At 63.2% G+C, this 19,963-nt stretch carries 26 protein-coding genes; 15 read left to right on the plus strand and 11 right to left on the minus strand.

The genetic code is table 11. The features are described from left to right. The first annotated feature begins 30 nt into the window (after positions 1–30). From ACFI9K_RS19190 to ACFI9K_RS19205, 4 genes are read left to right on the plus strand one after another with little or no spacing between them, the layout of a single operon-like run. Positions 31–264, plus strand: a complete 234-nt coding sequence (locus ACFI9K_RS19190; protein WP_032401604.1) for an RNA-binding S4 domain-containing protein — start codon at positions 31–33, stop codon at positions 262–264. Further along, positions 261–998, plus strand: a complete 738-nt coding sequence (locus ACFI9K_RS19195; protein WP_222091365.1) for a class I SAM-dependent methyltransferase — start codon at positions 261–263, stop codon at positions 996–998. Before ACFI9K_RS19190 ends, ACFI9K_RS19195 begins: the two co-directional genes overlap by 4 nt. Continuing rightward, positions 995–2,512, plus strand: coding sequence for an FAD-dependent oxidoreductase (locus ACFI9K_RS19200; protein ID WP_462664977.1), 1,518 nt, complete (start codon positions 995–997; stop codon positions 2,510–2,512). Before ACFI9K_RS19195 ends, ACFI9K_RS19200 begins: the two co-directional genes overlap by 4 nt. Then, entirely contained in the window at positions 2,509–2,982 is a 474-nt protein-coding gene (locus ACFI9K_RS19205; RefSeq protein ID WP_462664978.1) for a GNAT family N-acetyltransferase, read from the plus strand. Before ACFI9K_RS19200 ends, ACFI9K_RS19205 begins: the two co-directional genes overlap by 4 nt. Before the next feature lie 61 nt (positions 2,983–3,043). Here ACFI9K_RS19205 and ACFI9K_RS19210 read toward each other — a convergent pair whose 3' ends face one another. Together ACFI9K_RS19210 and ACFI9K_RS19215 are read right to left on the minus strand one after the other, a co-directional pair. Continuing rightward, positions 3,044–3,226: a hypothetical protein gene (locus ACFI9K_RS19210; RefSeq protein WP_222091363.1), complete on the minus strand. Its 183-nt coding sequence runs from the start codon at positions 3,224–3,226 to the stop codon at positions 3,044–3,046. Positions 3,227–3,265: 39 nt separating this feature from the next. Further along, on the minus strand, positions 3,266–3,715 hold the full coding sequence (locus ACFI9K_RS19215; protein WP_462664979.1) for an Hsp20/alpha crystallin family protein: 450 nt from the start codon (positions 3,713–3,715) through the stop codon (positions 3,266–3,268). Between the two features lie 226 nt (positions 3,716–3,941). Between ACFI9K_RS19215 and ACFI9K_RS19220 the strand changes: the two genes are divergently transcribed. Together ACFI9K_RS19220 and ACFI9K_RS19225 are read left to right on the plus strand one after the other, a co-directional pair. Continuing rightward, positions 3,942–4,280: an ArsR/SmtB family transcription factor gene (locus tag ACFI9K_RS19220; RefSeq protein WP_462664980.1), complete on the plus strand. Its 339-nt coding sequence runs from the start codon at positions 3,942–3,944 to the stop codon at positions 4,278–4,280. Further along, the gene (locus tag ACFI9K_RS19225; protein ID WP_462664981.1) at positions 4,277–4,771 is read left to right on the plus strand and encodes an SRPBCC family protein; all 495 of its coding nucleotides are present in this window, start codon (positions 4,277–4,279) and stop codon (positions 4,769–4,771) included. The genes ACFI9K_RS19220 and ACFI9K_RS19225 overlap by 4 nt, the downstream gene beginning before the upstream one ends. Here the strand turns inward: ACFI9K_RS19225 and ACFI9K_RS19230 are convergent. The 3 genes from ACFI9K_RS19230 to ACFI9K_RS19240 form a co-directional block, all read right to left on the minus strand. Continuing rightward, on the minus strand, positions 4,741–5,760 hold the full coding sequence (locus ACFI9K_RS19230) for a DUF5914 domain-containing protein (RefSeq protein WP_462664982.1): 1,020 nt from the start codon (positions 5,758–5,760) through the stop codon (positions 4,741–4,743). The genes ACFI9K_RS19225 and ACFI9K_RS19230 overlap by 31 nt on opposite strands. Before the next feature lie 437 nt (positions 5,761–6,197). Then, positions 6,198–6,509, minus strand: a complete 312-nt coding sequence (locus ACFI9K_RS19235; protein ID WP_462664983.1) for an AzlD domain-containing protein — start codon at positions 6,507–6,509, stop codon at positions 6,198–6,200. Beyond that, positions 6,506–7,204: an AzlC family ABC transporter permease gene (locus ACFI9K_RS19240; RefSeq protein ID WP_462664984.1), complete on the minus strand. Its 699-nt coding sequence runs from the start codon at positions 7,202–7,204 to the stop codon at positions 6,506–6,508. Before ACFI9K_RS19240 ends, ACFI9K_RS19235 begins: the two co-directional genes overlap by 4 nt. Before the next feature lie 66 nt (positions 7,205–7,270). Here ACFI9K_RS19240 and ACFI9K_RS19245 point away from each other — a divergent pair, with 66 nt between their 5' ends. Both ACFI9K_RS19245 and ACFI9K_RS19250 read left to right on the plus strand, forming a co-directional pair. Beyond that, entirely contained in the window at positions 7,271–7,828 is a 558-nt protein-coding gene (locus ACFI9K_RS19245) for a helix-turn-helix domain-containing protein (RefSeq protein WP_462664985.1), read from the plus strand. Positions 7,829–8,033: 205 nt separating this feature from the next. Further along, positions 8,034–8,861, plus strand: coding sequence for an SDR family oxidoreductase (locus ACFI9K_RS19250; protein ID WP_462664986.1), 828 nt, complete (start codon positions 8,034–8,036; stop codon positions 8,859–8,861). A 74-nt stretch (positions 8,862–8,935) separates the two neighbouring features. Here the strand turns inward: ACFI9K_RS19250 and ACFI9K_RS19255 are convergent, their stop codons facing one another. From ACFI9K_RS19255 to ACFI9K_RS19270, 4 genes are all read right to left on the minus strand, one after another. Then, positions 8,936–9,544, minus strand: a complete 609-nt coding sequence (locus ACFI9K_RS19255; protein WP_462664987.1) for a response regulator — start codon at positions 9,542–9,544, stop codon at positions 8,936–8,938. Further along, the gene (locus ACFI9K_RS19260) at positions 9,541–10,686 is read right to left on the minus strand and encodes a sensor histidine kinase (protein WP_462664988.1); all 1,146 of its coding nucleotides are present in this window, start codon (positions 10,684–10,686) and stop codon (positions 9,541–9,543) included. Before ACFI9K_RS19260 ends, ACFI9K_RS19255 begins: the two co-directional genes overlap by 4 nt. Positions 10,687–10,758: 72 nt before the next feature. Then, entirely contained in the window at positions 10,759–11,541 is a 783-nt protein-coding gene (locus tag ACFI9K_RS19265; protein ID WP_462664989.1) for an ABC transporter permease, read from the minus strand. 9 nt (positions 11,542–11,550) lie between these two features. Beyond that, complete coding sequence (locus ACFI9K_RS19270; protein WP_462664990.1) at positions 11,551–12,498, minus strand: ABC transporter ATP-binding protein; 948 nt, start codon at positions 12,496–12,498, stop codon at positions 11,551–11,553. Positions 12,499–12,721: 223 nt separating this feature from the next. Between ACFI9K_RS19270 and ACFI9K_RS19275 the strand changes: the two genes are divergently transcribed. Next, entirely contained in the window at positions 12,722–13,261 is a 540-nt protein-coding gene (locus ACFI9K_RS19275) for a hypothetical protein (RefSeq protein ID WP_462664991.1), read from the plus strand. Here the strand turns inward: ACFI9K_RS19275 and ACFI9K_RS19280 are convergent. Together ACFI9K_RS19280 and ACFI9K_RS19285 are read right to left on the minus strand one after the other, a co-directional pair. Then, on the minus strand, positions 13,236–13,622 hold the full coding sequence (locus ACFI9K_RS19280; RefSeq protein ID WP_462664992.1) for a hypothetical protein: 387 nt from the start codon (positions 13,620–13,622) through the stop codon (positions 13,236–13,238). The two genes, ACFI9K_RS19275 and ACFI9K_RS19280, sit on opposite strands and share 26 nt — an antisense overlap. Before the next feature lie 26 nt (positions 13,623–13,648). Further along, entirely contained in the window at positions 13,649–14,215 is a 567-nt protein-coding gene (locus ACFI9K_RS19285) for a DUF3558 domain-containing protein (RefSeq protein WP_462664993.1), read from the minus strand. Between the two features lie 111 nt (positions 14,216–14,326). Here ACFI9K_RS19285 and ACFI9K_RS19290 point away from each other — a divergent pair, with 111 nt between their 5' ends. The 6 genes from ACFI9K_RS19290 (at position 14,327) to galK (ending at position 19,957) form a co-directional block, all read left to right on the plus strand. Continuing rightward, the gene (locus ACFI9K_RS19290) at positions 14,327–14,905 is read left to right on the plus strand and encodes a hypothetical protein (protein ID WP_462664994.1); all 579 of its coding nucleotides are present in this window, start codon (positions 14,327–14,329) and stop codon (positions 14,903–14,905) included. A gap of 248 nt (positions 14,906–15,153) precedes the next feature. Continuing rightward, positions 15,154–16,416 carry a reverse transcriptase family protein gene (locus tag ACFI9K_RS19295; protein WP_462664995.1) on the plus strand — a complete coding sequence of 421 codons (1,263 nt, stop codon included), beginning with the start codon at positions 15,154–15,156 and terminating at the stop codon, positions 16,414–16,416. A gap of 49 nt (positions 16,417–16,465) precedes the next feature. Beyond that, a complete protein-coding gene (locus ACFI9K_RS19300; protein WP_462664996.1) occupies positions 16,466–16,741 on the plus strand; it encodes a YrhK family protein in 276 nt (91 codons plus the stop codon). Between the two features lie 107 nt (positions 16,742–16,848). Next, positions 16,849–17,655, plus strand: coding sequence for a DeoR/GlpR family DNA-binding transcription regulator (locus tag ACFI9K_RS19305; RefSeq protein ID WP_462664997.1), 807 nt, complete (start codon positions 16,849–16,851; stop codon positions 17,653–17,655). Positions 17,656–17,678: 23 nt separating this feature from the next. After that, positions 17,679–18,794 (plus strand): galactose-1-phosphate uridylyltransferase, encoded by a 1,116-nt coding sequence (gene galT / locus ACFI9K_RS19310; RefSeq protein ID WP_462664998.1) that lies wholly within the window; start codon positions 17,679–17,681, stop codon positions 18,792–18,794. After that, entirely contained in the window at positions 18,791–19,957 is a 1,167-nt protein-coding gene (gene galK, locus ACFI9K_RS19315) for a galactokinase (RefSeq protein ID WP_462664999.1), read from the plus strand. Before galT ends, galK begins: the two co-directional genes overlap by 4 nt. The last annotated feature ends 6 nt before the right edge of the window (positions 19,958–19,963 follow it).

Here is a 19,963-nt window from a genome sequence, read left to right on the forward strand (position 1 = left end):
GCGAACGGCGCGCTAGTACAGGATGGAGGCATGTCCGACGCACATGATGTCCCCATTCGAGACGAATCGATCAGATTGGGTCAATTCCTCAAGCTCGCCAACCTCATCGAATCCGGTGCGGAAGCGAAGGGCGTCATCGCCGACGGTTTGGTGAGCGTCAACGGGGACGTCGATGTGCGGCGCGGACGGCAGTTGCAGCACGGTGATGTCGTTACGGTCCAGGGTGGGCCCTCTGCCCGCGTGAGCAAGGAAGAGGCACTGTGAAGGTCGGTAAGAGCGGACTGCCGCGAAACGAAGTACCCGGAGCATTCGACGTCGGCGCGAAGGCGTACGACCGACTCGTCGGTGCAAATCCCGGCTATCACGATCATCTGCTCAAGTCGGCTCAGCGCCTGCGCATCCCCGACCTCGGTGCCGGTCTGCGTCTGCTCGATATCGGTTGCGGCACGGGTGCATCCACTGCTGCATTGCTCGAAGCTGCACCGCACGCCGAGATCGTCGCCGCCGACGCGTCTGCCGAAATGCTCGAGGTGGCCCGTAGCAAGGACTGGCCGTCGAACGTCACGTTCGTGCACTCGCGTGTCGAGGATTTGGCGGTCAACGGGGTCGACGGCCCGTTCGACGCAATCCTGGCCGCATATCTCATCAGAAATGTCGACGAACCCGATACCGAGCTGAAATCTCTTCTCGCGCTGCTCCGTCCGGGCTCGACGATCGCGTTCCACGAGTACTCGGTACACGATTCGCTCCGGGCCAGGATCTCCTGGAACGTGGTGAGCTGGGGCATCATCATTCCGCTCGGCTGGCTGGCGACACGCGACGCCACCCTGTACCGGCACCTGTGGCGCAGCGTCGTGACCTTCGACGGTGCCTCTGCCTTCATGCGTCGTATGCAGCGCGCCGGTTACACCGGTGTCGCCCGAGAGACGATGACCGGATGGCAGAACGGCGTGGTGCACACGTTCCTCGGCTCTCGTCCCGCGGAGGAAGAGCGTTGACCGACTCCAAGAAGGTCACCCACGCTGCGCCGCAGGGATACTCCGATGCCGGACAGCTGGCTGATGTTCCCCACGTAGTGGTGGTCGGCGGTGGTATCGCCGGACTGAGCGCCGCGACCGCGCTGGCCGAGCGCGGCGTCAAGGTGCACGTGGTCGAGCGTGAGAGCTATCTCGGTGGCCGCGTCGGTGGGTGGGACACGACGCTGGAGGACGGCTCGCCCGCGACCATGAGCCGCGGCTTCCACGCGTTCTTCCGGCAGTACTACAACTTGCGAAACCTGTTGCGCCGCACGGATCCGGGTTTGGCGCGCCTGCGTCCGGTCGACGATTACCCGCTGATCGACGGCGACGGCCGCATCGACGGATTCAAAGGGCTGCCGGATACTCCGCCGCTCAATGCGTTCGCATTCGTCAAGCGCAGTCCCACGTTCCGGTGGAAGGACCTCACCGACCTCAACGGCATCGCGGCACTGCCGCTGATGACGGTGAGTGTGCCCAAGACCTTCGACGAGCTGGACACCACCCCGGCCGCGGAGTTCCTGCGCAACATCAACTTTCCCGAGGCTGCGCGCCATCTGGCGTTCGGTGTGTTCTCGCGTAGCTTCTTCGCCGATCCCGAGAAGATGTCGGCTGCGGAGCTGGCGATGATGTTTCACATCTACTTCCTGGGTTCGTCCGAAGGGCTGATCTTCGATGTCCCACGCGACGCGTACCCACAGGCGCTGTGGAATCCGTTGGGTGAGTACCTGACCGAGCTCGGTGTGGACATCAGAACCTCCACGCCGTGCGGCGAGATCACCCGCGGAGGCCTGCGCAAGTTCCGCGTGGACGCCGGCGGAATCATCGATGCCGACGCCGTGGTCCTCGCCACCGACATTGCCGGGCTGCAACGCGTACTCGAGCAGTCACCAGAACTGGGGACGTCTGCGTGGCGCGAACAGATTGCCGCGCTGCAGAACACACCGCCGTTCCTGGTACACCGCGTGTGGCTGAGCAAGCCGGTCAATGCGGACCGACCCGCCTTCATCGGCACCGGCGGAATGCCGCCGATCGACAACATCAGTGTCCTCGAACGTTTCGAGGACGAGGCTGCGGAGTGGGCGGCCCGCACCGGCGGCTCCGTCGTCGAACTGCACGCCTATGCCGCCGAGGAATCCGAGGAGGTCACCCGTGCGCAACTGATGGATCGGATGCACGAGATCTATCCGGAAACCGCTGCGGCAGAGGTGATCGCGGAGCGGTCCGAGTGGCGAGACGATTGCCCCATGTTCGGACTCGGCGCGTTCGCCGAGCGGCCCACGGTGCGCACGCCCGATCCCGGTCTGGTCCTCGCGGGCGACGGCATCCGGATCGATCTGCCGGTCGCCCTGATGGAACGCGCGGCGACCACCGGCCTGCAGGCAGCGAACATATTGTTGTCCAGCTGGGGCATTGCCGGACATGACATCGAAACGGTTCCGACAAGCGGTCGGTTCAAGATGTTCGACGCGATCGAAAAACTCGTCAACAGGTGAGTTCGGATATCCGGATCGAGATCGACGACCTGGTTCGACCCGCGGTGCGGGCGTTGCTCACCGAGCATCTCGCCGACATGTACGCAACATCGCCTGCCGAGAGTGTGCATGCCCTCGATCTGTCGGGTCTGCGGGGTCCCTATGTCAGCGTGTGGACTGCGTGGGAAGCAGACTCGCTGTTGGGTACCGCTGCGCTGAAAGAGCTTTCACCCGACCACGGTGAAGTGAAGTCGATGCGCACGTCCACCGCGGCACGGGGCCGCGGGGTGGCGTCGAGCATGCTCGATCACGTACTCGACGCTGCTCGTCGACGGGGGTATCGGCGAGTGAGCCTGGAAACAGGAAGTCAGGACTACTTCGCCGCTGCCCGGAGGTTGTACGTGCGCCACGGATTCGTCGAGTGCCCGCCGTTCGGAGACTATGTGGCAGATCCGTCGAGCACGTTCCATTCGCTGACTCTCAGGGGTTAGGCGCAGACAGACCGGCACCGAGTGTTCGGTGCCGGTCTCGTCATGTTCGATGTGGTCGCCGTCAGGCTGCGACGGGTTCTCGCTGTGCGTGCGGGTAGAGGTCGTCGTCGATGGGCACGACTCGATCTTGATCGAGTGCGTCCGCTGTCGAGCATTCCCTCATGCCTGTCTCCACGCCGATCACCGTGCGCCACCAATGCTCACGGTCACTCGATTCCGTCCACACCACTGCATCGGATTCCATTGCGCATCACCCCAAGTGCCGTCTCGTAGTCGGTCCCGTTCAGGCCGGCTCTTGTTCGATGGACTTCTGCTCGCGGGACGACTCGGTGCGAGCGATATCGATCTTTCGAGGTTTCGCACGCTCTGCAAGTGGAATCGTCACCGAGAGCACGCCGTTGTCGTAGGACGCAGCGATGCGCTCGGTGTCGACGCCGTCCCCGAGCGAGACCTGACGACGATAGGTTCCGGCGAAGCGCTCCGACGAGATCCACTGCACGCCCGAGCTTTCCGGAACCGAGCGATGCGCTGTGAGTGTCAAGGTGCCGCGGTCGACATCGACATCGATGGATCCGGGGTCGATGCCCGGCAGATCGGCACTGAGTACGTAGTGATCGTCGACCTTGTAGAGATCCATCGGCATGAATCGTGGGGCGCGGTCCGAACCGGAAGATACACCCAGCATTGCCGAGGCCAGTGAATCGACGTCACGGAACGGATCGAATCGAAGCACAGCAACCACCTCCTGTACTCAGATGCGCTCACCCCTGTGGTGAGTCGCTCCTCAACTGTGCAGAACAAAAATTAGCACTCTCATGTGGCGAGTGCCAAGAGGTTTTTTTAAATTTCTCAGAGAACTTCAGCACCAATGATGCTGCGGTGCAGAAGGTGTCGAGCTTTTGGCCATGTGCTGATACTTTGCCCTTGCGTAAAGTATGGCCTGGCGGATAGTGTGCCTTATGGCTCAGCATTCGGAAGTCCTCGACGACGTGTTCCAAGCTTTGGCCGATCCGACGCGACGCGCAGTCCTGGGTCGGCTCGGAACGGGCCCGGCAACCGTGGGCGAGCTCGCCGAACCGTTCGACATGACGTTGCCGTCGTTCATGAAGCACATCCGCCTGCTCGAACGCAGTGGTTGGATAAGCACGCGCAAGGTCGGACGAGTGCGCGCATGCACGATCGAACGATCCAACCTGGATGCGGCCGGGCAGTGGCTGCAGCAACAGCGGGCCATCTGGGAATCTCGCACCGATCGGCTCGAAAGTTTCGTCACCTCGAAAGAAAGTGAAGCGCAATGACATCGATCGATCCCGCTCTCGACCTGACCATCTCCCGCGTCATCAGGGCACCATGTGCTGCAGTCTGGAGTGCCTGGACCGATCCGGCTCAGTTCGAGAAGTGGTGGATACCCGCGCCGGCGCAATGCCGAGTCGCCGCCTGGGATCCGAAGCCCGGTGGCGCATTCCGCACACTGATGAGTGAGTCCGGTGGCCCCTACGAGCCGCACATCGACGGTTGTTTTCTCGCCGTCGACGACGGTGAGCGCATCGTCTTCACGAACTCACTCGTCGAAGGATGGCGACCCGCGCCGCAGTTGTTCATGACCGCGGTGATCACGTTCACCGATCACCCCGACGGAACGGACTACCGCGCCCACGTGATGCACCGCAACGAAGAGGATCGAAAGATGCACGAGGACTACGGCTTCTACGACGGATGGGGCACCGTCATCGGCCAGTTGGCCGATCTTGTCGAGAATCAGGCACGGCCCGTCGAGCGCAATTCGTAGCGGCGTTCGGCGTAGTCGAGGTCGTCCTTCCACAACCGTGCAGCCGTGAAGTTCATCGCTGGCCGCAGCAGCCCGGATGCCTTGCGGGCCATCTGAAATCCCGGTCGATCCGAGCTGGCGATGGTCGCCTCGATGACTGCGGTACGCGGCGTGCCGTCGGCTGCTGGGGCCAGTGGCGTCGCATGCGTTTCGACGACGCTGCCCGCACCTTCACCGTCGAGGATGCGCATGACGATGGTGCGGGGGCCGGGGCAGACGAACTCGGCCCGCACCGGAACACCGACGCCCCGACTGACTCGGAAGGTCACGTCGACCAGGAAGCGATCGTCCTCGTCGGGCACGTCGATTTCGGTGGGTGCGCTGACGACCTTCAATCTCGCGAACGAGTACGGGTGGAACCACGCACCGTGCCACGGGTCGAGGCGATTGGCGATGATGTCGTCGGGCTCGCACTTGCCGACAAGGGTGACCACGCCGGCGATTGCGGTCGAGGCGGGCGGGCGGATCGGGACCACGGGGACGGGCGTCGGCTCCTCCCCGCCGAGCTCGTCGAGCCGCACCCACACCAGAACTCCATCGTCGAATGCGGGAACCGGACGCCACCCCGCCTTGCCCTTCGGGCCGAGCGCCAGACCGTGCCAGCGACAGACCAGCGCGTCGCACTCGATCTTCGCGGTGTCCAGCGCAGCGCCGAGATGCGGACACGCGCCCGGACCGATGTGTACTTTGCCTGCCGAGTCGCGCCAAGCAACGAGCTCGGTGGTGCCCACATAACGTCCGAACGGCTTGTCGGCCTTGACGTCGCGACTGGCGGCGAACACGAACCAGTTGCCGGAGGTCCGCGTCTTCGCCCGCTTGAGAGCAGACTCGATGACCTGGGGATTCGCACCCTTCCACGTGGGCTCCTGCTTGGCCCACGACTCCGACGGCAACGGCTGCAGAGGCATCGTCTTCGGCCACCGTCGTCGTACTGCATCCAGCGCGGTCATTGCTGCTCCCAAAGTCGACAATCGTGTTCCTGGTCCATTGTTCCCGTTCCTGGGTACTCGATGTGACATCTGGTGGCCTTTTCGTGGGTCAATGTCACATCTAGTGGACGTGGGTCGTCGGTGAACGTGGAGTAAATCGGTGCGCGAGGCAAGGTGGGTTCAGTGGGAGCCGGTGGTCTCCAGCTGTGCCAGCCAGTGAACTGATGTCAGCGCCCACTATTCGGCTTGGAAAGCGGATTCCCGTGGCTGTAGGGAAATAGTGGGCGCTCAGATCAATAGGCGAGTTCGACTGGTTCCCAATCGGCTGAGCCGGGTCAGCAGTCCGCGAGTGTTTGCTGGCCGTCGGTGGTGTTCCCATCCGATGCACTCGATGTGACATTCGGTGGCCCTTTCGGCGGTCAATGTCACATCTAGTGCACTTGTATGTCGGCGCAGGGTCAGGGGAGACCTAACCAGCGGAGGGCAGCGGTGGTCGCGGCGGCCGCGATCACGATGACCACGAAGGGTGCTTTGCGCCAGGCGAGGATGCCGGCGACGGTGACGCCGGTGGGGGCAGCGAATCCTGCGAAGTCCTTGCCCACGAGCAGGGTGGAGGTTGCGATCAGGGCCACGAACACAACGGCGACCGAGGTACTCATGATCCTGTCGATGCGCGGCGAGATGGTGATGCGCGAGCGCAATGCCGGCCCTGTGATGCGCAGTGCGTAGGTGCCGACGACCAATGCGATCAGCGGGATCGTGAGGTTCATGCCGCTTCCTTACTTGTCGCAGGAGCTGTGGAGAACACAGCCGGCACGACGGCGATCAGCGAGAGAAGCACCGGCAGTCCACTGGGTAGGAACATCGACGCGGTGAGGGCGATCGCTGCGCCCCCGAGGGCAGCATTGCGAGTGCCCCGATCTCGAAGCGCAGGCATGATCAATCCCAGCAGGATGGCCGGGAATGCGGCGTCGAGTCCAAGTGCGGCGGTATCGGTGATCGCGCCGCCACCGAGGGTGCCGATGACGACTCCGATGTTCCAGGTGACGAACAGTCCGATTCCGCACAGCCAGAACGCCGTTCGACGGCTTCCTTCGTCCTTCTCGGCGACGCTGAAGGCGACCGCTTCGTCGGTGATGAGGTGGGTGCCGAGAAGGCGCTTCAGTGGAGAGACGTTCTCGAACACGGATCCGATGGAGAAGCCGAGCGGGATCAGACGGGTGTTGGCGAGCAACGCGCTCGCCACAGCGGCGACAGGATTGCCTCCCGCAGCCAGGATGCCCACGAAAACGAATTGCGAGGACCCGGCGAACACCACCAGCGACATCACCACCGGTAGCCACAGCGGGAGGTCGGCGGCCACGGAGATTGCTCCGAACGAGGCTCCTACGAGGGCATCGGCCAAGCAGACCAACGCGATGTCGCGGATGTTCACACCCTGGAGGGTTCGCCATGTCGAACGCATGGTCGTTATAGTGGACGATGTTAAGCTGTTCGTCAAATCAAACGTACGTACCGATGGAGTGAACGAATGGCGGATACCGGTCCACCGATAGCGGCCATTGCTGCGGCTCTCCAGCAGGAGCGACGACGTGTCGGCCTCTCTCTCGCAGAAGTATCGCGCCGCGCAGGAATCGCGAAGTCGACTCTGTCACAGCTGGAATCAGGAACGGGGAACCCGAGTCTCGAGACCCTCTGGGCACTCAGCGTCACCCTGGACGTGCCGTTTTCCAGACTGGTCGAGCCCGCGAAGCAATCGGTCCGGCTCATCCGTGCGGGAGAGGGTCCGAGATTCGCATCGGACAGGGCGGACTACTCCGCGACGCTGCTGGCGTCGTCCCCGCCGAACGCGCGACGCGACATCTATTTGGTCGCCGCGGACGTCGGCGAACCGAGGCGCTCGGATCCGCACTCACCCGGTGTGGTCGAGCATGTGGTCCTCAGCGCCGGCCGAGCCCTGGTGGGGCCGGTGGGCGAAGCAGTCGAACTGTTCCCCGGCGATTACGTCGCTTACCCCGGCGACGTGCTGCACATCTTCGAGGCAATGGAGGCGAACACCATGGCGGTGATGATCACCGAGCACAGCTGACCGAACCCAGCCGAACCGAACCCCAGCAAAATCGATTCCAAGGCGGGGAATAGTCCGCACAGGCACCTCGTTGGACTCTTCGACGGCGTTCGCTTGGCAAGCCCCGGGCCTCACCCCATTTGTCGCTACGAGCGACCACTCGCCGAGAGGCGTTTGCAGCGGACGTCGTCCCCACTTCTGTCCGTGTAGCGAAGGGACGAGATCGATGGCAGCAAAGACGTGGTTCATCACCGGTACCTCCAAGGGATTCGGACGTGAATGGGCGATTGCAGCCCTCGAACGCGGCGATCGTGTCGCCGCCACTGCTCGCAACACGGCAACCTTGCACGACCTCGTGAAAAGGTACGGCGACGCAATTCTGCCGATCGAGCTGGACGTGAACGATCGAGCTGCCGACTTCGCGGCAGTCGCTCTGGCACACAAGACCTTCGGCTCCCTCGACATCGTCGTCAACAATGCAGGCTACGGCCAGTTCGGCATGATCGAGGAGCTGTCAGAGGAGGACGCCCGCGCGCAGATCGAGACCAACGTCTTCGGAGCGCTGTGGGTGACGCAGGCGGCGCTACCGTTCATGCGTGAGCAGGGCAGCGGGCACATTCTGCAGGTGTCGTCGATCGGCGGCATTTCCGCGTTCCCGAATGTCGGTGCGTACCACGCGTCCAAGTGGGCCCTCGAAGGATTCAGTCAGGCTCTCGCGCAGGAGGTCGAGGACTTCGGCATCCATGTGACGCTGATCGAGCCGGGTGGGTTCTCCACCGACTGGTCCGGTCCGTCCGCAAAGAAGTCCACCGACATCGCCGCGTACGACCCGATTCGGGAGAAGGCCGCGAAGCTCCGAAGTGCTCGGCAGGCGACGCCAGGGGATCCGGTAGCCACACGTTCGGCGCTACTGAAGGTCGTCGACGCCGAAAAGCCGCCGCTGCGAGTCTTTTTCGGCGACGCTCCGCTGGAGATCGCGACGAAGGACTACGAATCACGCCTGGCCAACTGGCGCGAATGGCAGCCCGTTGCCGTCGAGGCACACGGAGGCTGAGTCTTCACCGGACTCGAGGGTTCACGATCGCAGGTTCCCGCGCAAGAAAAACGAGCGTGAACCACCAGGTGCCGCTACAGCCACCCGTTTTGGCGGGCGGACTTTATCGCTTCGAGTCTGCTGCTTGCGTCCAACTTGGTGATAATGCCCGAAAGATAATTGCGCACAGTTCCGGGGCTGAGGAACAGGCGTTCGCCGATCTGCTTGGTGGACAACCCTTCATCGACGAGCCTGAGGACGTCGAGTTCGCGATCACGCAAGGGATTCGGTCCGGCGCGTAGTGCTTCGGCGGCAAGTGCGGGGTCGATGACAGTGTGCTTGGAGTGCACGGCTTTGATGCCGGCGAAGAGGTGCACCGCGTCTGAGCTCTTGAGCAGGTATCCGTTCGCTCCTGCGGCCAATGCGTCGTGCACATGGCCGCTGCCGGGTAACGCGGTCAGCAACAACACCGGCGTTCGGTCGTCCGCAGCACGAAGGGCCGCTGTCGCCTGAATACCCGTCATCCCGGGCATGTCGATATCCATCAAAATGATGTCGGGGCGGAGCCGAGCGGCGGCGTCGCACACCTCGTCGCCCCGGGAGACTCGGCCGACTACCTCGATCTCCGGGTCGGTGGAGAGCAACACCTCGAATGCTTCTGCCAGTAGAGAGACGTCCTCGGCCAGCAACACAGTGATGGTCATGCATCGGCTCCCTTCTGCGGGACCGTCGCCTCGACGCGAAACATGTTGGCCCCTAATGTTCCTCCTGCATTCAAGTGCCCCCCGACCTCCTCCAACTGGCGAGTCATCGAGGCGACCCCGGTGCCGGTACCGGCGTCGGTGTTGCCCTGAGAAACGCCGTCGTTCTCGAACGTCAAGGCAATGCACTCTGCGTCGACGGAAACGCGGACGGTGCACCGTCGGGGATGAGCGTGCTTGAGCATATTGGTGGACGACTCGCGTACGACGGCGGCAAAGACACGATCCACGTCGTCGTCCGGCAGGGCTTCGACGGAGGTGACGCAGTCGATGCCCAGCCGAGCACACATCGCTTCGACGGCTGCCAGCTCCGACACGAAGTCGTCGAGGATGGGTCCGCTGGTAATCCTCCGCAGATCGGCCTGACCACTATTGAGGACCTCGTGCACATGCCCCAGCTGCTCGCGGGCCTTCTCCGGCTGATTCTCGAACATCTGCAGTGCAGCCTGATTGCGTAGCTGCGCGGTCACCAGAGTGCGGCCGATGACGTCATGCAGATCCCGCGAAATTCTGTGTCGCTCAGCATCTACGAGCAGCCGGGCGACCTGTTCACGTGATGCACGCAGCGCGTCGAGTGCGCGAGCAAGTTCGGTGAGTGCGATCAGCACAATGGTCACACCGAGGGTGAACAGCGTGATGATGAATGCTTCCAGAGGGTCAGCCCGGTCCACGTCGACGGTGACGACCGTCGCGATAACGAATACTCCGCCGACGACCGCTGGCGCCCAGCGCCCACGCACCAGCGTCGACGAAATCGCCACCGACATGCCGCACATTTCCCACACCTCGGAAAGCGGGACCACGACCATGCCCAACGGAATCGCGATCCAGGCCGCGACAGTCAGCCGCAGATCGACGCGTCCGTGAACGAACATGCGCTGCGCCAGGACCATGACGCCAGCGACGAAGACGACGATCAAAGCCGACAGTGCGGCAAGCCCGTGTCCGATGATATCCCGATGATCGAACACCGTGGTGAGAGCGAAGAACGTGAACAGCGCGACTACGAACCAACTCGCAACGAACGCGACCAACGCGCTGGGGAACCGCTCGTCGCGTCGGGCATCGGTTTTTTGCGTTGTCACTGCGCCACTTTCTCCGGTGAGGAACCCACACTATCGACGACGCCTCCGCGCAGGGCAACCGTGACCTGTATGTCACTGCCGGCCGGTTGCTCCAGCGAATCGGCGGACGGCTGCGAAGGAGAATCCGACGAACCAGGCTGCGACGTTGATGAGCGCGCCCGCGAGCGAGGCGTGAGATCCGTCGAGGTTGTAGCCGTCGGTGAGCGCGTAGCGGGCCAACGTAGCCACACCGTAGAGCGGGGTTACCTGTGCGACCGCGAGCATGCCGCCCGAGAGCGGGATGAAGATGTTGCCCAGGAAGGCGAGGCCGGTCATGACTACGCCGGGAACGTGGGTGACCACCTCGGGTGGCAGCAGCATGCCCAGCACGAGGCCGAGAGCCGAGAAGATCGCAGAGCCGATCCAGGCCACGACGAGCCCGGTGATCCAGACGATCGCGTCGGCGCGGGCTCCGGTGAATGCTCCCAGGATGCCGACGACGATCACCGGGATGGCCGCGTACACCTGGCACGCGATGATGCGCGATGCGACGTAGCCGCCGGCACCCAAGGGCGACAGGCGAATTGTCCGCAGCCAGCCGTTGGCTTTCTCGTTGGAGATGCCCGCGGCGCGAGAGATGGTGCCGATCGACGCACCGTAGACGGCGATGCCGATCATCATCCAGGCCTCAAAGTTACCGTGCGGCAGGTCGACTCCGGCGCTGGGCTCGACGACTCGAAAGAGTGCGAGGTAGAGCACAGCGGGTAGCGCGACGGTGAAGATCAGATTCTGTGGGGTGATCTGCCGGCGGATGTCGTGCAGTACGAATGTGGGGTGCAGTCCGCGGCGGGGGCGCAGCGAGGTTGTGGTGGTCATCGGATGTCCTCAGTTCTGGTTGGCGCGGTCGGTCAACGCGGAGAATGCTTCGTCGAGCGAGGCCGACACGATCGCGATATCGGTTGCGGAGGTCGAGGTGCTCAGTGCCCGCACCACAAGGTCGGTGTCGCTGCAGACGAACCGGAACCGGCCGTTGGCGAGTTCCTGCAATCGCGAGCCGGTCTGTGCTGCAACTGCTTCGGCCTCCTGGCGCGGCAGGGTGGCGTCGACCGTCCGATTGGAGACGGTGGCCTTGATCTGGGCCACGGTGCCGTCGGCGACGATGACGCCGTCGACGATGACGACGATTCGATCGGCGAAATCCTGAGCCTCTTCGAGGTAGTGGGTGGCGAACATGACCGTCGTGCCGTGGGCTGCCTGTGCACGCATAGCCTGCCAAAAGTGCTTGCGCGCAGTGACATCCATGCCCGCGGTCGGCTCGTCGAGCAGCAGCAGTTCGGGATCGGACAGCAGCGCGAGGGCGAACCGAACCTTCTGCTGTTCGCCGCCCGAGCACTTCGATACGCGTCGATTCACCAGATCGCCCAGTCCGGCGCGGGTGATCGCCGCGGCGGGATCGGATCCGACGTACAGCGAGCCCATCATGGCAACCAATGCGCCGACGGTGACGTCCGGCAGCAAACCGCCCGACTGCAGCACTGCGGCGCTGCGTCCGGTCGAGGCGGCGGTCAGCGGATCGGTGCCGAGCACCTCGATGGTGCCGCCGTCCGGTTCGGTGAGTCCGAGGATCATGTCGATCGTCGTGCTCTTGCCCGCACCGTTCGGACCGAGAAACGCCACAACCTGTCCGCGCGGAATCGAGAGGTTCACATTGCGAACGGCGCGAACCTGCGCACCAATCGAGTCCCCGAACGACTTGTGCACACCGGTCGCGTGGATCGCGAAGCCGGAGGCGGTCCCCACCGCCTCGGTGCGAGTTGAACTCTGCGTGATCATCTGCAATTCCCTTCGGTCTGTACATCAGTGCATCTTCGGCCGTGTTCCTCGGCGACACATCAGACTCTCCACCTCGGAGAAAGCGCAGGTCAACGCCAATTGGAAGGTCGTTTCCGCCGTCATGAGGAACTGTTGACAACTGTCATGTGCAAGTACGGACCAGGTGTCACGAAAACGTCCGGATGCAGGGTCGCGGACCGAGCGGTGCACCTATCGTGGCGGGATGGAATTCGGATTCGACGCGGGTTCGTATGCGGTCCGTGAGGTCGACGGCAGTGACAGGCCTGACGACTTTTTGGCGGTGTTCAACAGCAATCCAGAGTTTGTGGATGCAAGTACGTTGCACACCGGAGTTACGGCCTTCACCGGGGAGGATGTCGAGAAATTTCTCTGGCACAACACGGTGATGGAGAACTCGCACTGCTTGGTGATTCGGTTGGCAGACCGAATCGTGGGCGTGATGACGCTGCTGGTTCCGCATCCCCGCGAAGGTCAGCCGTGGGTGGGGAGTCTGATAGTCGACGGGAAACTCGAGCATGAACGAGTGGCGAATCCGGTGCTGGGGGAGATCGAGCGAATCCTTGCGGCGCAGGGGTGGACCCATGTGTTCGTGGGTCCGATGGTGAGCATGGTCGAGAGCATCGGATGGTGGCGTTCTCGCGGTTACCTACCGATCGAGCGGCGACTGGACAACGACAAACGCGAAGTCGAGGTTCATCGAAAAGCGCTGCGGTCTATCAATTCTCCGGAGCGAGCGCAGTGATGTTCGACGACGTTACATCATCGGTAGCGGCCGTCTCGTCGAAGTAGCGACGAAAGAGCATGCGCATGGATTCGACTACCTCGATGTGCTGCTGCAGAATGACGTCGAGCGACCGATCGGTGCCGGTGGCTTTCGCGAGGAACTTGTCGCGCAGCGCCTGTGCGGAGGGCAAGTCACCCCAAGAAGTGACCACGGCCAGCTTTGTCGCGTCGATCTTCATCTTGTCGAGATGTGCGAGGTAGGTGACGCAAGCGGCGTCGCATTTCGCGGCCACATCGGCCGGAATGGTGATCATGCCGGCTTCCGCTTGGGCGTTGAGGTCCTGCCAGTGGGCAATGAGGTTCGGATTGGTGCCGGTCATAGTCTGAACATCCTCGGATCGCAGGTCTAGTCGGGTAGCTCGGAATCGAGGCCGGCGGTGAGTTTGCTGAGTTCAGCGCACGGGTCGTACGGTAGGAGATCGACCAGTGCGCTCGTGTTCAGTGTCGCCATGATCAGTTGAGCCCCAGCAGTGAAGGCAGTGCCACAATTGAGTGACGCATCGGCACCGACCTGCTGATATTGAGTGGCGTCGCGTGTTCCCACTCGAATGGACTGGAGTCGGTCGAACTTGGTCGGATCGTCGATGTAGTCGATACCTTCCAATCCGACAAATATCGTAAAGTAGTACTTGCTATCCGATGCCTGGCTCTCCCAACCACAGATCTTGAATCCGTATTGATCCCGCCCGAATACCCCCGATTCCTTGGTGTCCACGTTCAATCCCGCTCGCTCGATGGCTTCGTCGGGGATGGTGCAGGGATCCCATGGCGTAGTGGGTGGCGCGACGGTGGTGCTGGTCCCTATTGCCCCCGTCTCGATACCCGGCGTCGCGGCACCCTCGGTCTCGCTGGAGCAGCCAGCGAGCAGCGCAAAAGCAGATACAACGGGGATCCATCGACGTGCCCTGCGCATTGGTCTTGTCCGTTCCTCGAGAACACCTAAGTCCTTGGACGCAGCCCGACAGTCATCGGTTCCCGCGTGCCTGTAAGAGGGGAGTAGCAGACCTATGACAGGGTGACGAGCGTGGAGGTTGACCCGGACAGTGTCGGAGATTCCACCACCGTGCTGGTCGAGACAGGCATTTACGGGGAACTGAATCTGATCTATCGGGACGACGAAATCTGCGGCTCGTATCGCGAGGGCGCACCGATGACCGCCACGATCGCTCGCATAGGAGCTCGCACATCGGCGACAGTTCCGATCGGGACGCGCACTTCCGCACACCTGAGGGCGAGCATCGACGGTCGCGAGATCGTTCTCACTCCCGGCCGTGCGAGGCTCGTCAAACGGTCCTACCGCGTCGGCATTCAGTACGGGGAACGCACTCTGTCGCTGCGTGCGAAGAATTTGGAAGACTGTGTGCTGCTCGATGGTTCGTCGGATCGGGGCGACAACGAATTCGGAGTGTTGACTCGCGTCTTCGGTGGAGGTGTCGAGGTGTTGTGGTCGCTGCCGTTCACGGCGATGAACAGAACGATCGAACCGCCGACGCCGTCCCGTGAAGATGCTCTGGTCGGCATCGTCGTGGCCGCGGCGTTCGGGACCGGCGGGCTGTCGTTGACCACGATCGTGATGGGCGCACTCGACTCGATCCTTCCCTGACGGTCCCGCGGGGAACGCGCTGACAGATCGGTGTCGATTTGGCAAGGTGGAGGGATGCAGCGGCACGTGGGCGAGAGTTGGTCCATGGGACCGGTCTCAGGGGCAACCCCTGGGTACATCACGAGAATCGATCACTGCGTCCGAAGCAGCTCCGCACGCTACGCGTGCTTGCCTGCTCCGAGGACGAAAGATTTCGGTCGCCCCGTGCCGCTGCATCTCACAGCGCAGCCCTCCATCGGTAGCCGCCTGTGACCGAACGCGAATTGACGCCACGGGCCGCCGCGACCCTGGCACGGTTGGCCGCCGATGCCGAGTGGACACGTTCGGGGCTCGAGGTGGCGTTCGAGCGGCTGATGCCGGAAAAAGCGTCGTGGCTCGCAGACCGCATCATCAATTTGTATCCGAGCCCGCCGTTCGACGAAGCATCCATTTTCGTTCTGCTACGCGATCTCCCGTTCATCCCGGAGCCCTCGGCGTCCTCGCAGCGGCCCGAGACGAGTGTCGACCGAAAGTCCTGGCGATTCGAGGTACCACGGTATGAGACGACGGGCCGGCTCGCGCAATCGCTCGACCTGACAATCTCCGAAATCGAATGGTTTGCCGACCTTCAGGGCAGGCTGCACACGGCACCGTTCCCGCTGCAGCACTATCGATCTGCACGACTCGACAAGCGCCGAGGCATGCGTTTGCTGGAGGTACCGAAACCACGCCTGCGTGAGATTCAGCGAAAGATATTGCGCCGCATACTCGATCGGATTCCAGCCCACCCAGCCGTACACGGTTTTCGGAAGGCCCGCAGTCCCCGTACCTTCGCGATGCCGCATTCCGAACGCGACGTGGTGATCTCGGTCGATCTTCGGCGCTTCTTTCCGTCTATCGGGTTCGATCGAGTGGTCGCCATTTTCGAGGCGGTCGGCTACCCCAGGAAGGTCGCGGCGAACCTTGCCGCGCTGTGCACGACGGTCACTCCGGCAGGCGAATTGGTCGGGATGGACCGTCCGACCGCGGCGCGGCTGCGCACTACACATCTCCCGCAGGGTGCGCCCACATCACCGGCCCTGGCGAATCTGGCTGCGCGACAAATCGATATCCGCGCCGCCGGCCTGGCCCGATCCATGGGTGCCCGTTACACCCGATACGCCGACGATCTGGCGTTCTCCGGTGATGCAGACATCGATGTCGACAGACTGCTGTGGTTGATTTCCCAGATCGCCCACGACGAAGGCTTCACGATTCACCCCGACAAGACCCGGGTGCGACGCGCTCATCAGCGGCAACAGCTCACTGGCCTCGTCGTCAACTCCTGGCCGGCTGTGCCCCGGGAGGAGTACGACAATCTCAGGGCGCTTCTGCACAACTGCATCAACTCCGGCGCAGTAGGGCAGAATCGGCAGAACCACAACGATTTTCGAGCTCACGTCTACGGGCGTATCGCCCGGATAGGCGAGACGAACGAGACGCGTCGCGCAAAGCTACTGTCCATGGCGTCCCGGGTCGAATGGTTCGAGTAGCTCGATCGGGGTAGGCGACCTGAACCACTGATTCCTCCGAGGAGCCGCTATGAACGACCTGACCTTCACCATCGGACACGAGGAACTGGTGATTCGCCAGCGGTGGGAAGTCGTCAGCATCATCAACGACATTTTCGTCGCGGTCTGGTTCATCGCCGGCAGCATCCTGTTCTTTCAGGAGAGTACGACGGTGATCGGTACGTGGTTCTTCCTGCTGGGCAGTATCGAACTGCTTATTCGTCCCGTGATCCGCCTGGCGCGACGTGTGCATCTGCAGCGGATCGGTCGTGCGCCGACGGCTTCCGAGAGCGACGACGACTTCTGAACACAGCACCGCGCCCTGTTTGCTTTTGTTGACAATTGTGGCTACATGGTCGATATTGTGAAGGTGAAAGCCACGTACAGTCGCAGAGAGCAGTCGGTGACGCAGTGATGCTCGCGCATCAACGACAGCAGAGAATCCTGAATCGTGTGCTGTCCGACGGGGCTGTCACGGTGGCCGAGCTGGGTAGTGCCTTGTCGGTGTCCGACATGACCATTCGACGTGACGTGAACGAACTGGTCGCCCAGGGCCTGGTCGAGCGAGTGCATGGCGGCATCACAGCGCCGAGTTCCGCGAGTGCATTCGAGCCGGGCTTCACAGTGAAGTCCGAACAGGGTCGCGACGCCAAGACTGCCATTGCCCGAGCTGCCGTGCGATACATCCGCCCGGGTACGACGATCGGCATTTCCGGCGGTACGACGACGCACGCGTTGGCGCGAGAAATGCTCCGAATACCTGATATCACCGTGGTCACCAACTCCTTGCCGGTCGCCGACGTCCTTCATGCCGACGGCAGAGCGGACCGCACCGTGTTGCTCACCGGGGGCCAGCGCACTCCGTCGTACGCACTCGTCGGACCGGTGGCGGTCGGCACGCTGCAGACGCTTCACGTCGACCTACTGTTCCTCGGCACGCATGGCGTGGACATCGACGCGGGTCTGACGTGCCCCAATCTGCTGGAAGCGCAGACCAATCAGGCGTTCGTAACCTCGGCTCGTCGCGTTGTGGTCCTCGCCGATCACACCAAGTGGGGTGTTCGCGCCCTCGCAACCACCGTTGGGCTGTCGGCGGTGGATGTGATCGTCACCGATATCGCTGTGCCCGAACGTATTCGCGACGAGCTGCCCGACATCGTCGACGACGTGGTCGTCGCAGCCGAATCCCGGCCGTCCACCCAGGAAGCGAACAGGCGATGACGATGCACGATACGAGCCACGCTATGCGCAAGACCTCGACCACTCTGGCCGACGGCCGCGAACTGATCTACTACGACGACACCGAGCCTTACGTCTCGGGTGGAGCCACCCGCGACCTGGTCGATACCCGGGCTCTCTCGCCGTCGATGTCGCAGTCGCAGATGCGATTCGACGTTCTCACCGGCGAATGGATCGTCATCGCCGCGCAGCGGATGGACCGGACGTTCTTGCCGCCGGCCGACGCGTCGCCCTTGGCACCGAGTCGTCCCGATCGACCGGCGACAGAAATTCCGGCGGCGGACTACGACGTGGTGGTGTTCGAGAACCGATTCCCATCCCTGTCCGAAACTGCCGCCCAACAGACACTTCCAGCAGAAGTGGACGGTGAGCCACTGTGGCCGCTCGCGCCCGGCACCGGACGCTGCGAGGTGATCTGCTTCGCCAGTGATCCGGATACGTCCTTCGTGTCCTTGGAGTTGCCGCGTGTGCGCACCATCATCGACGTCTGGGCCGATCGCACCGCAGCGCTCTCGGCAATCCCCGGCGTGCAGCAGGTGTTCTGCTTCGAGAACCGCGGCAAGGAAATCGGTGTCACGCTGACACACCCGCACGGTCAGATCTACGCCTACCCCTACCTCCCGCCCCGCACCGACGCTCTGATGCGACAGTCTCGCAGGCACTTCGAGAGCACGGGACGAGTGCTCCTGGCCGACGTGCTCACTGCCGAACTGCGGTCGGGTCGACGGATCGTCGTCGACGCCGAGCACTGGATTGCTTACGTTCCGGCGGCTTCGCGGTGGCCGGTCGAGGTACACCTGGCCCCGCGCCGCGATGTGGCGGACCTCGCCGAGTTGAACGATGCCGAGCGCGACGAACTTGCCGTGGTCTACCGACAGCTGCTGCGCGCAGTCGATGCGTTTTTCGACGGCGTCGACGAGGTGCCGTACATCTCGGCGTGGCACCAGGCACCCGTTGGAGCGGGACGCGAGCTGGGAAGGCTGCACCTGCAACTGTTTTCGATGATGCGATCGCCGGGGCGAATGAAGTTCTTGGCCGGATCCGAATCTGCGATGGGTGCGTGGGTCAACGACACCACGCCGGAGCGAATCGCCGATCGACTGCGCGAGGTTCTCCGATGAAGTGGCTCGACGTCGTCGCCGAGGAAGACCTCGCCGACGGCGCCGCAGCGCTGTTTCGCAGCACGTTCGACGGTGAACCGGACGGCGTGTGGATCGCTCCTGGTCGAGTCAACCTGATCGGTGAACACATCGACTACGCAGGCGGTCTCGTACTGCCGTTCGCTTTGCCGTACGCCACGGCGGTCGCTGTACGTCGTCGCGACGACGCGATGATGCACGCAGTGTCCACACACACCGACGAGACGTGGACGGGTGAACTCGCCGAGATCGGCCCGGGTGCACCCGCAGGCTGGTCGGCGTACGTGGCGGGCGTCGCGTGGGCGCTGCAGGAGCACGGGATCGGCGGAGTCGATGTGGCCGTGCACTCCTCGGTACCGGTGGGCTCGGGCCTGTCGAGCTCTGCAGCCCTCGAGTGCTCGTTCGCCCTGGCATCGAGCGATCTGTTCGGCCTTCGGGTCGATCGTGAAGTATTGATAGACGCCAGTATTCGAGCCGAGAACGAGATCGCCGGTGCGTCGACGGGCGGCATGGATCAGAACATTGCAATGTCGGCGGAGGCGGGACATGCGCTGTTGCTCGATTGCCTCGACGGGTCGACGCGTCAGATCCCGCTCGACCTCGATGCGTCGGGAGCCAGGCTGCTGGTGATCGACACCAACGCCCCGCATCGGCTGGTGGACGGCCAATACGGAGCGCGTCGAAAGGCGCTCGACACGGCGTACGCCGAATTGGGCGTTACGACGCTGCGCGGTCTGGATCTCGGGCACACCCTCTCGCGCCTGCACGACGACATTCTGATCTCGCGAGTTCGCCACGTCATCACTGAGATCGGTCGGGTGGAGCAGGCGGCAGAGCTACTCGACCGCGGTTCCGCAGGCGCTGAGCTCGGCGAGTTGATGACGGCGTCGCATCTGTCGTTGCGAGACGACTACGAGGTTAGTTCCCGCGAGCTGGACAGCGCCGTCGATGCTGCGCTGCGAGCCGGGGCGTTCGGGGCACGGATGACGGGTGGAGGTTTCGGCGGCTCGGCGATTGCGTTGGTTCCGGCAGCGCAGGTCGATGCAATCGCGCAGGAAATCTACACGAGCGCAGGGCGATCCGGGCTACCGGAACCGACTTTTCTCACCGCAGAACCATCGGGGTCCGCGCACCGATTTCGGTGAGTCGAA

The organism is Rhodococcus sp. PSi06 (genome assembly GCF_054960675.1).

Bases quoted from the DNA above. Each gene is read 5' to 3' on its own strand.
- ACFI9K_RS19305 (WP_462664997.1), top strand. From the start codon at position 16,849: ATGCTCGCGCATCAACGACAGCAGAGAATCCTGAATCGTGTGCTGTCC.
- ACFI9K_RS19250 (WP_462664986.1), top strand. From the start codon at position 8,034: ATGGCAGCAAAGACGTGGTTCATCACCGGTACCTCCAAGGGATTCGGA.
- ACFI9K_RS19235 (WP_462664983.1), bottom strand. From the start codon at position 6,509: ATGAACCTCACGATCCCGCTGATCGCATTGGTCGTCGGCACCTACGCA.
- ACFI9K_RS19225 (WP_462664981.1), top strand. From the start codon at position 4,277: ATGACATCGATCGATCCCGCTCTCGACCTGACCATCTCCCGCGTCATC.
- ACFI9K_RS19270 (WP_462664990.1), bottom strand. From the start codon at position 12,498: ATGATCACGCAGAGTTCAACTCGCACCGAGGCGGTGGGGACCGCCTCC.
- ACFI9K_RS19230 (WP_462664982.1), bottom strand. From the start codon at position 5,760: ATGACCGCGCTGGATGCAGTACGACGACGGTGGCCGAAGACGATGCCT.
- ACFI9K_RS19255 (WP_462664987.1), bottom strand. From the start codon at position 9,544: ATGACCATCACTGTGTTGCTGGCCGAGGACGTCTCTCTACTGGCAGAA.
- ACFI9K_RS19280 (WP_462664992.1), bottom strand. From the start codon at position 13,622: ATGACCGGCACCAATCCGAACCTCATTGCCCACTGGCAGGACCTCAAC.
- ACFI9K_RS19240 (WP_462664984.1), bottom strand. From the start codon at position 7,204: ATGCGTTCGACATGGCGAACCCTCCAGGGTGTGAACATCCGCGACATC.
- ACFI9K_RS19300 (WP_462664996.1), top strand. From the start codon at position 16,466: ATGAACGACCTGACCTTCACCATCGGACACGAGGAACTGGTGATTCGC.
- ACFI9K_RS19265 (WP_462664989.1), bottom strand. From the start codon at position 11,541: ATGACCACCACAACCTCGCTGCGCCCCCGCCGCGGACTGCACCCCACA.
- ACFI9K_RS19210 (WP_222091363.1), bottom strand. From the start codon at position 3,226: ATGGAATCCGATGCAGTGGTGTGGACGGAATCGAGTGACCGTGAGCAT.
- ACFI9K_RS19245 (WP_462664985.1), top strand. From the start codon at position 7,271: ATGGCGGATACCGGTCCACCGATAGCGGCCATTGCTGCGGCTCTCCAG.
- ACFI9K_RS19220 (WP_462664980.1), top strand. From the start codon at position 3,942: ATGGCTCAGCATTCGGAAGTCCTCGACGACGTGTTCCAAGCTTTGGCC.
- ACFI9K_RS19285 (WP_462664993.1), bottom strand. From the start codon at position 14,215: ATGCGCAGGGCACGTCGATGGATCCCCGTTGTATCTGCTTTTGCGCTG.
- ACFI9K_RS19190 (WP_032401604.1), top strand. From the start codon at position 31: ATGTCCGACGCACATGATGTCCCCATTCGAGACGAATCGATCAGATTG.
- ACFI9K_RS19275 (WP_462664991.1), top strand. From the start codon at position 12,722: ATGGAATTCGGATTCGACGCGGGTTCGTATGCGGTCCGTGAGGTCGAC.
- galK (WP_462664999.1), top strand. From the start codon at position 18,791: ATGAAGTGGCTCGACGTCGTCGCCGAGGAAGACCTCGCCGACGGCGCC.
- galT (WP_462664998.1), top strand. From the start codon at position 17,679: ATGCGCAAGACCTCGACCACTCTGGCCGACGGCCGCGAACTGATCTAC.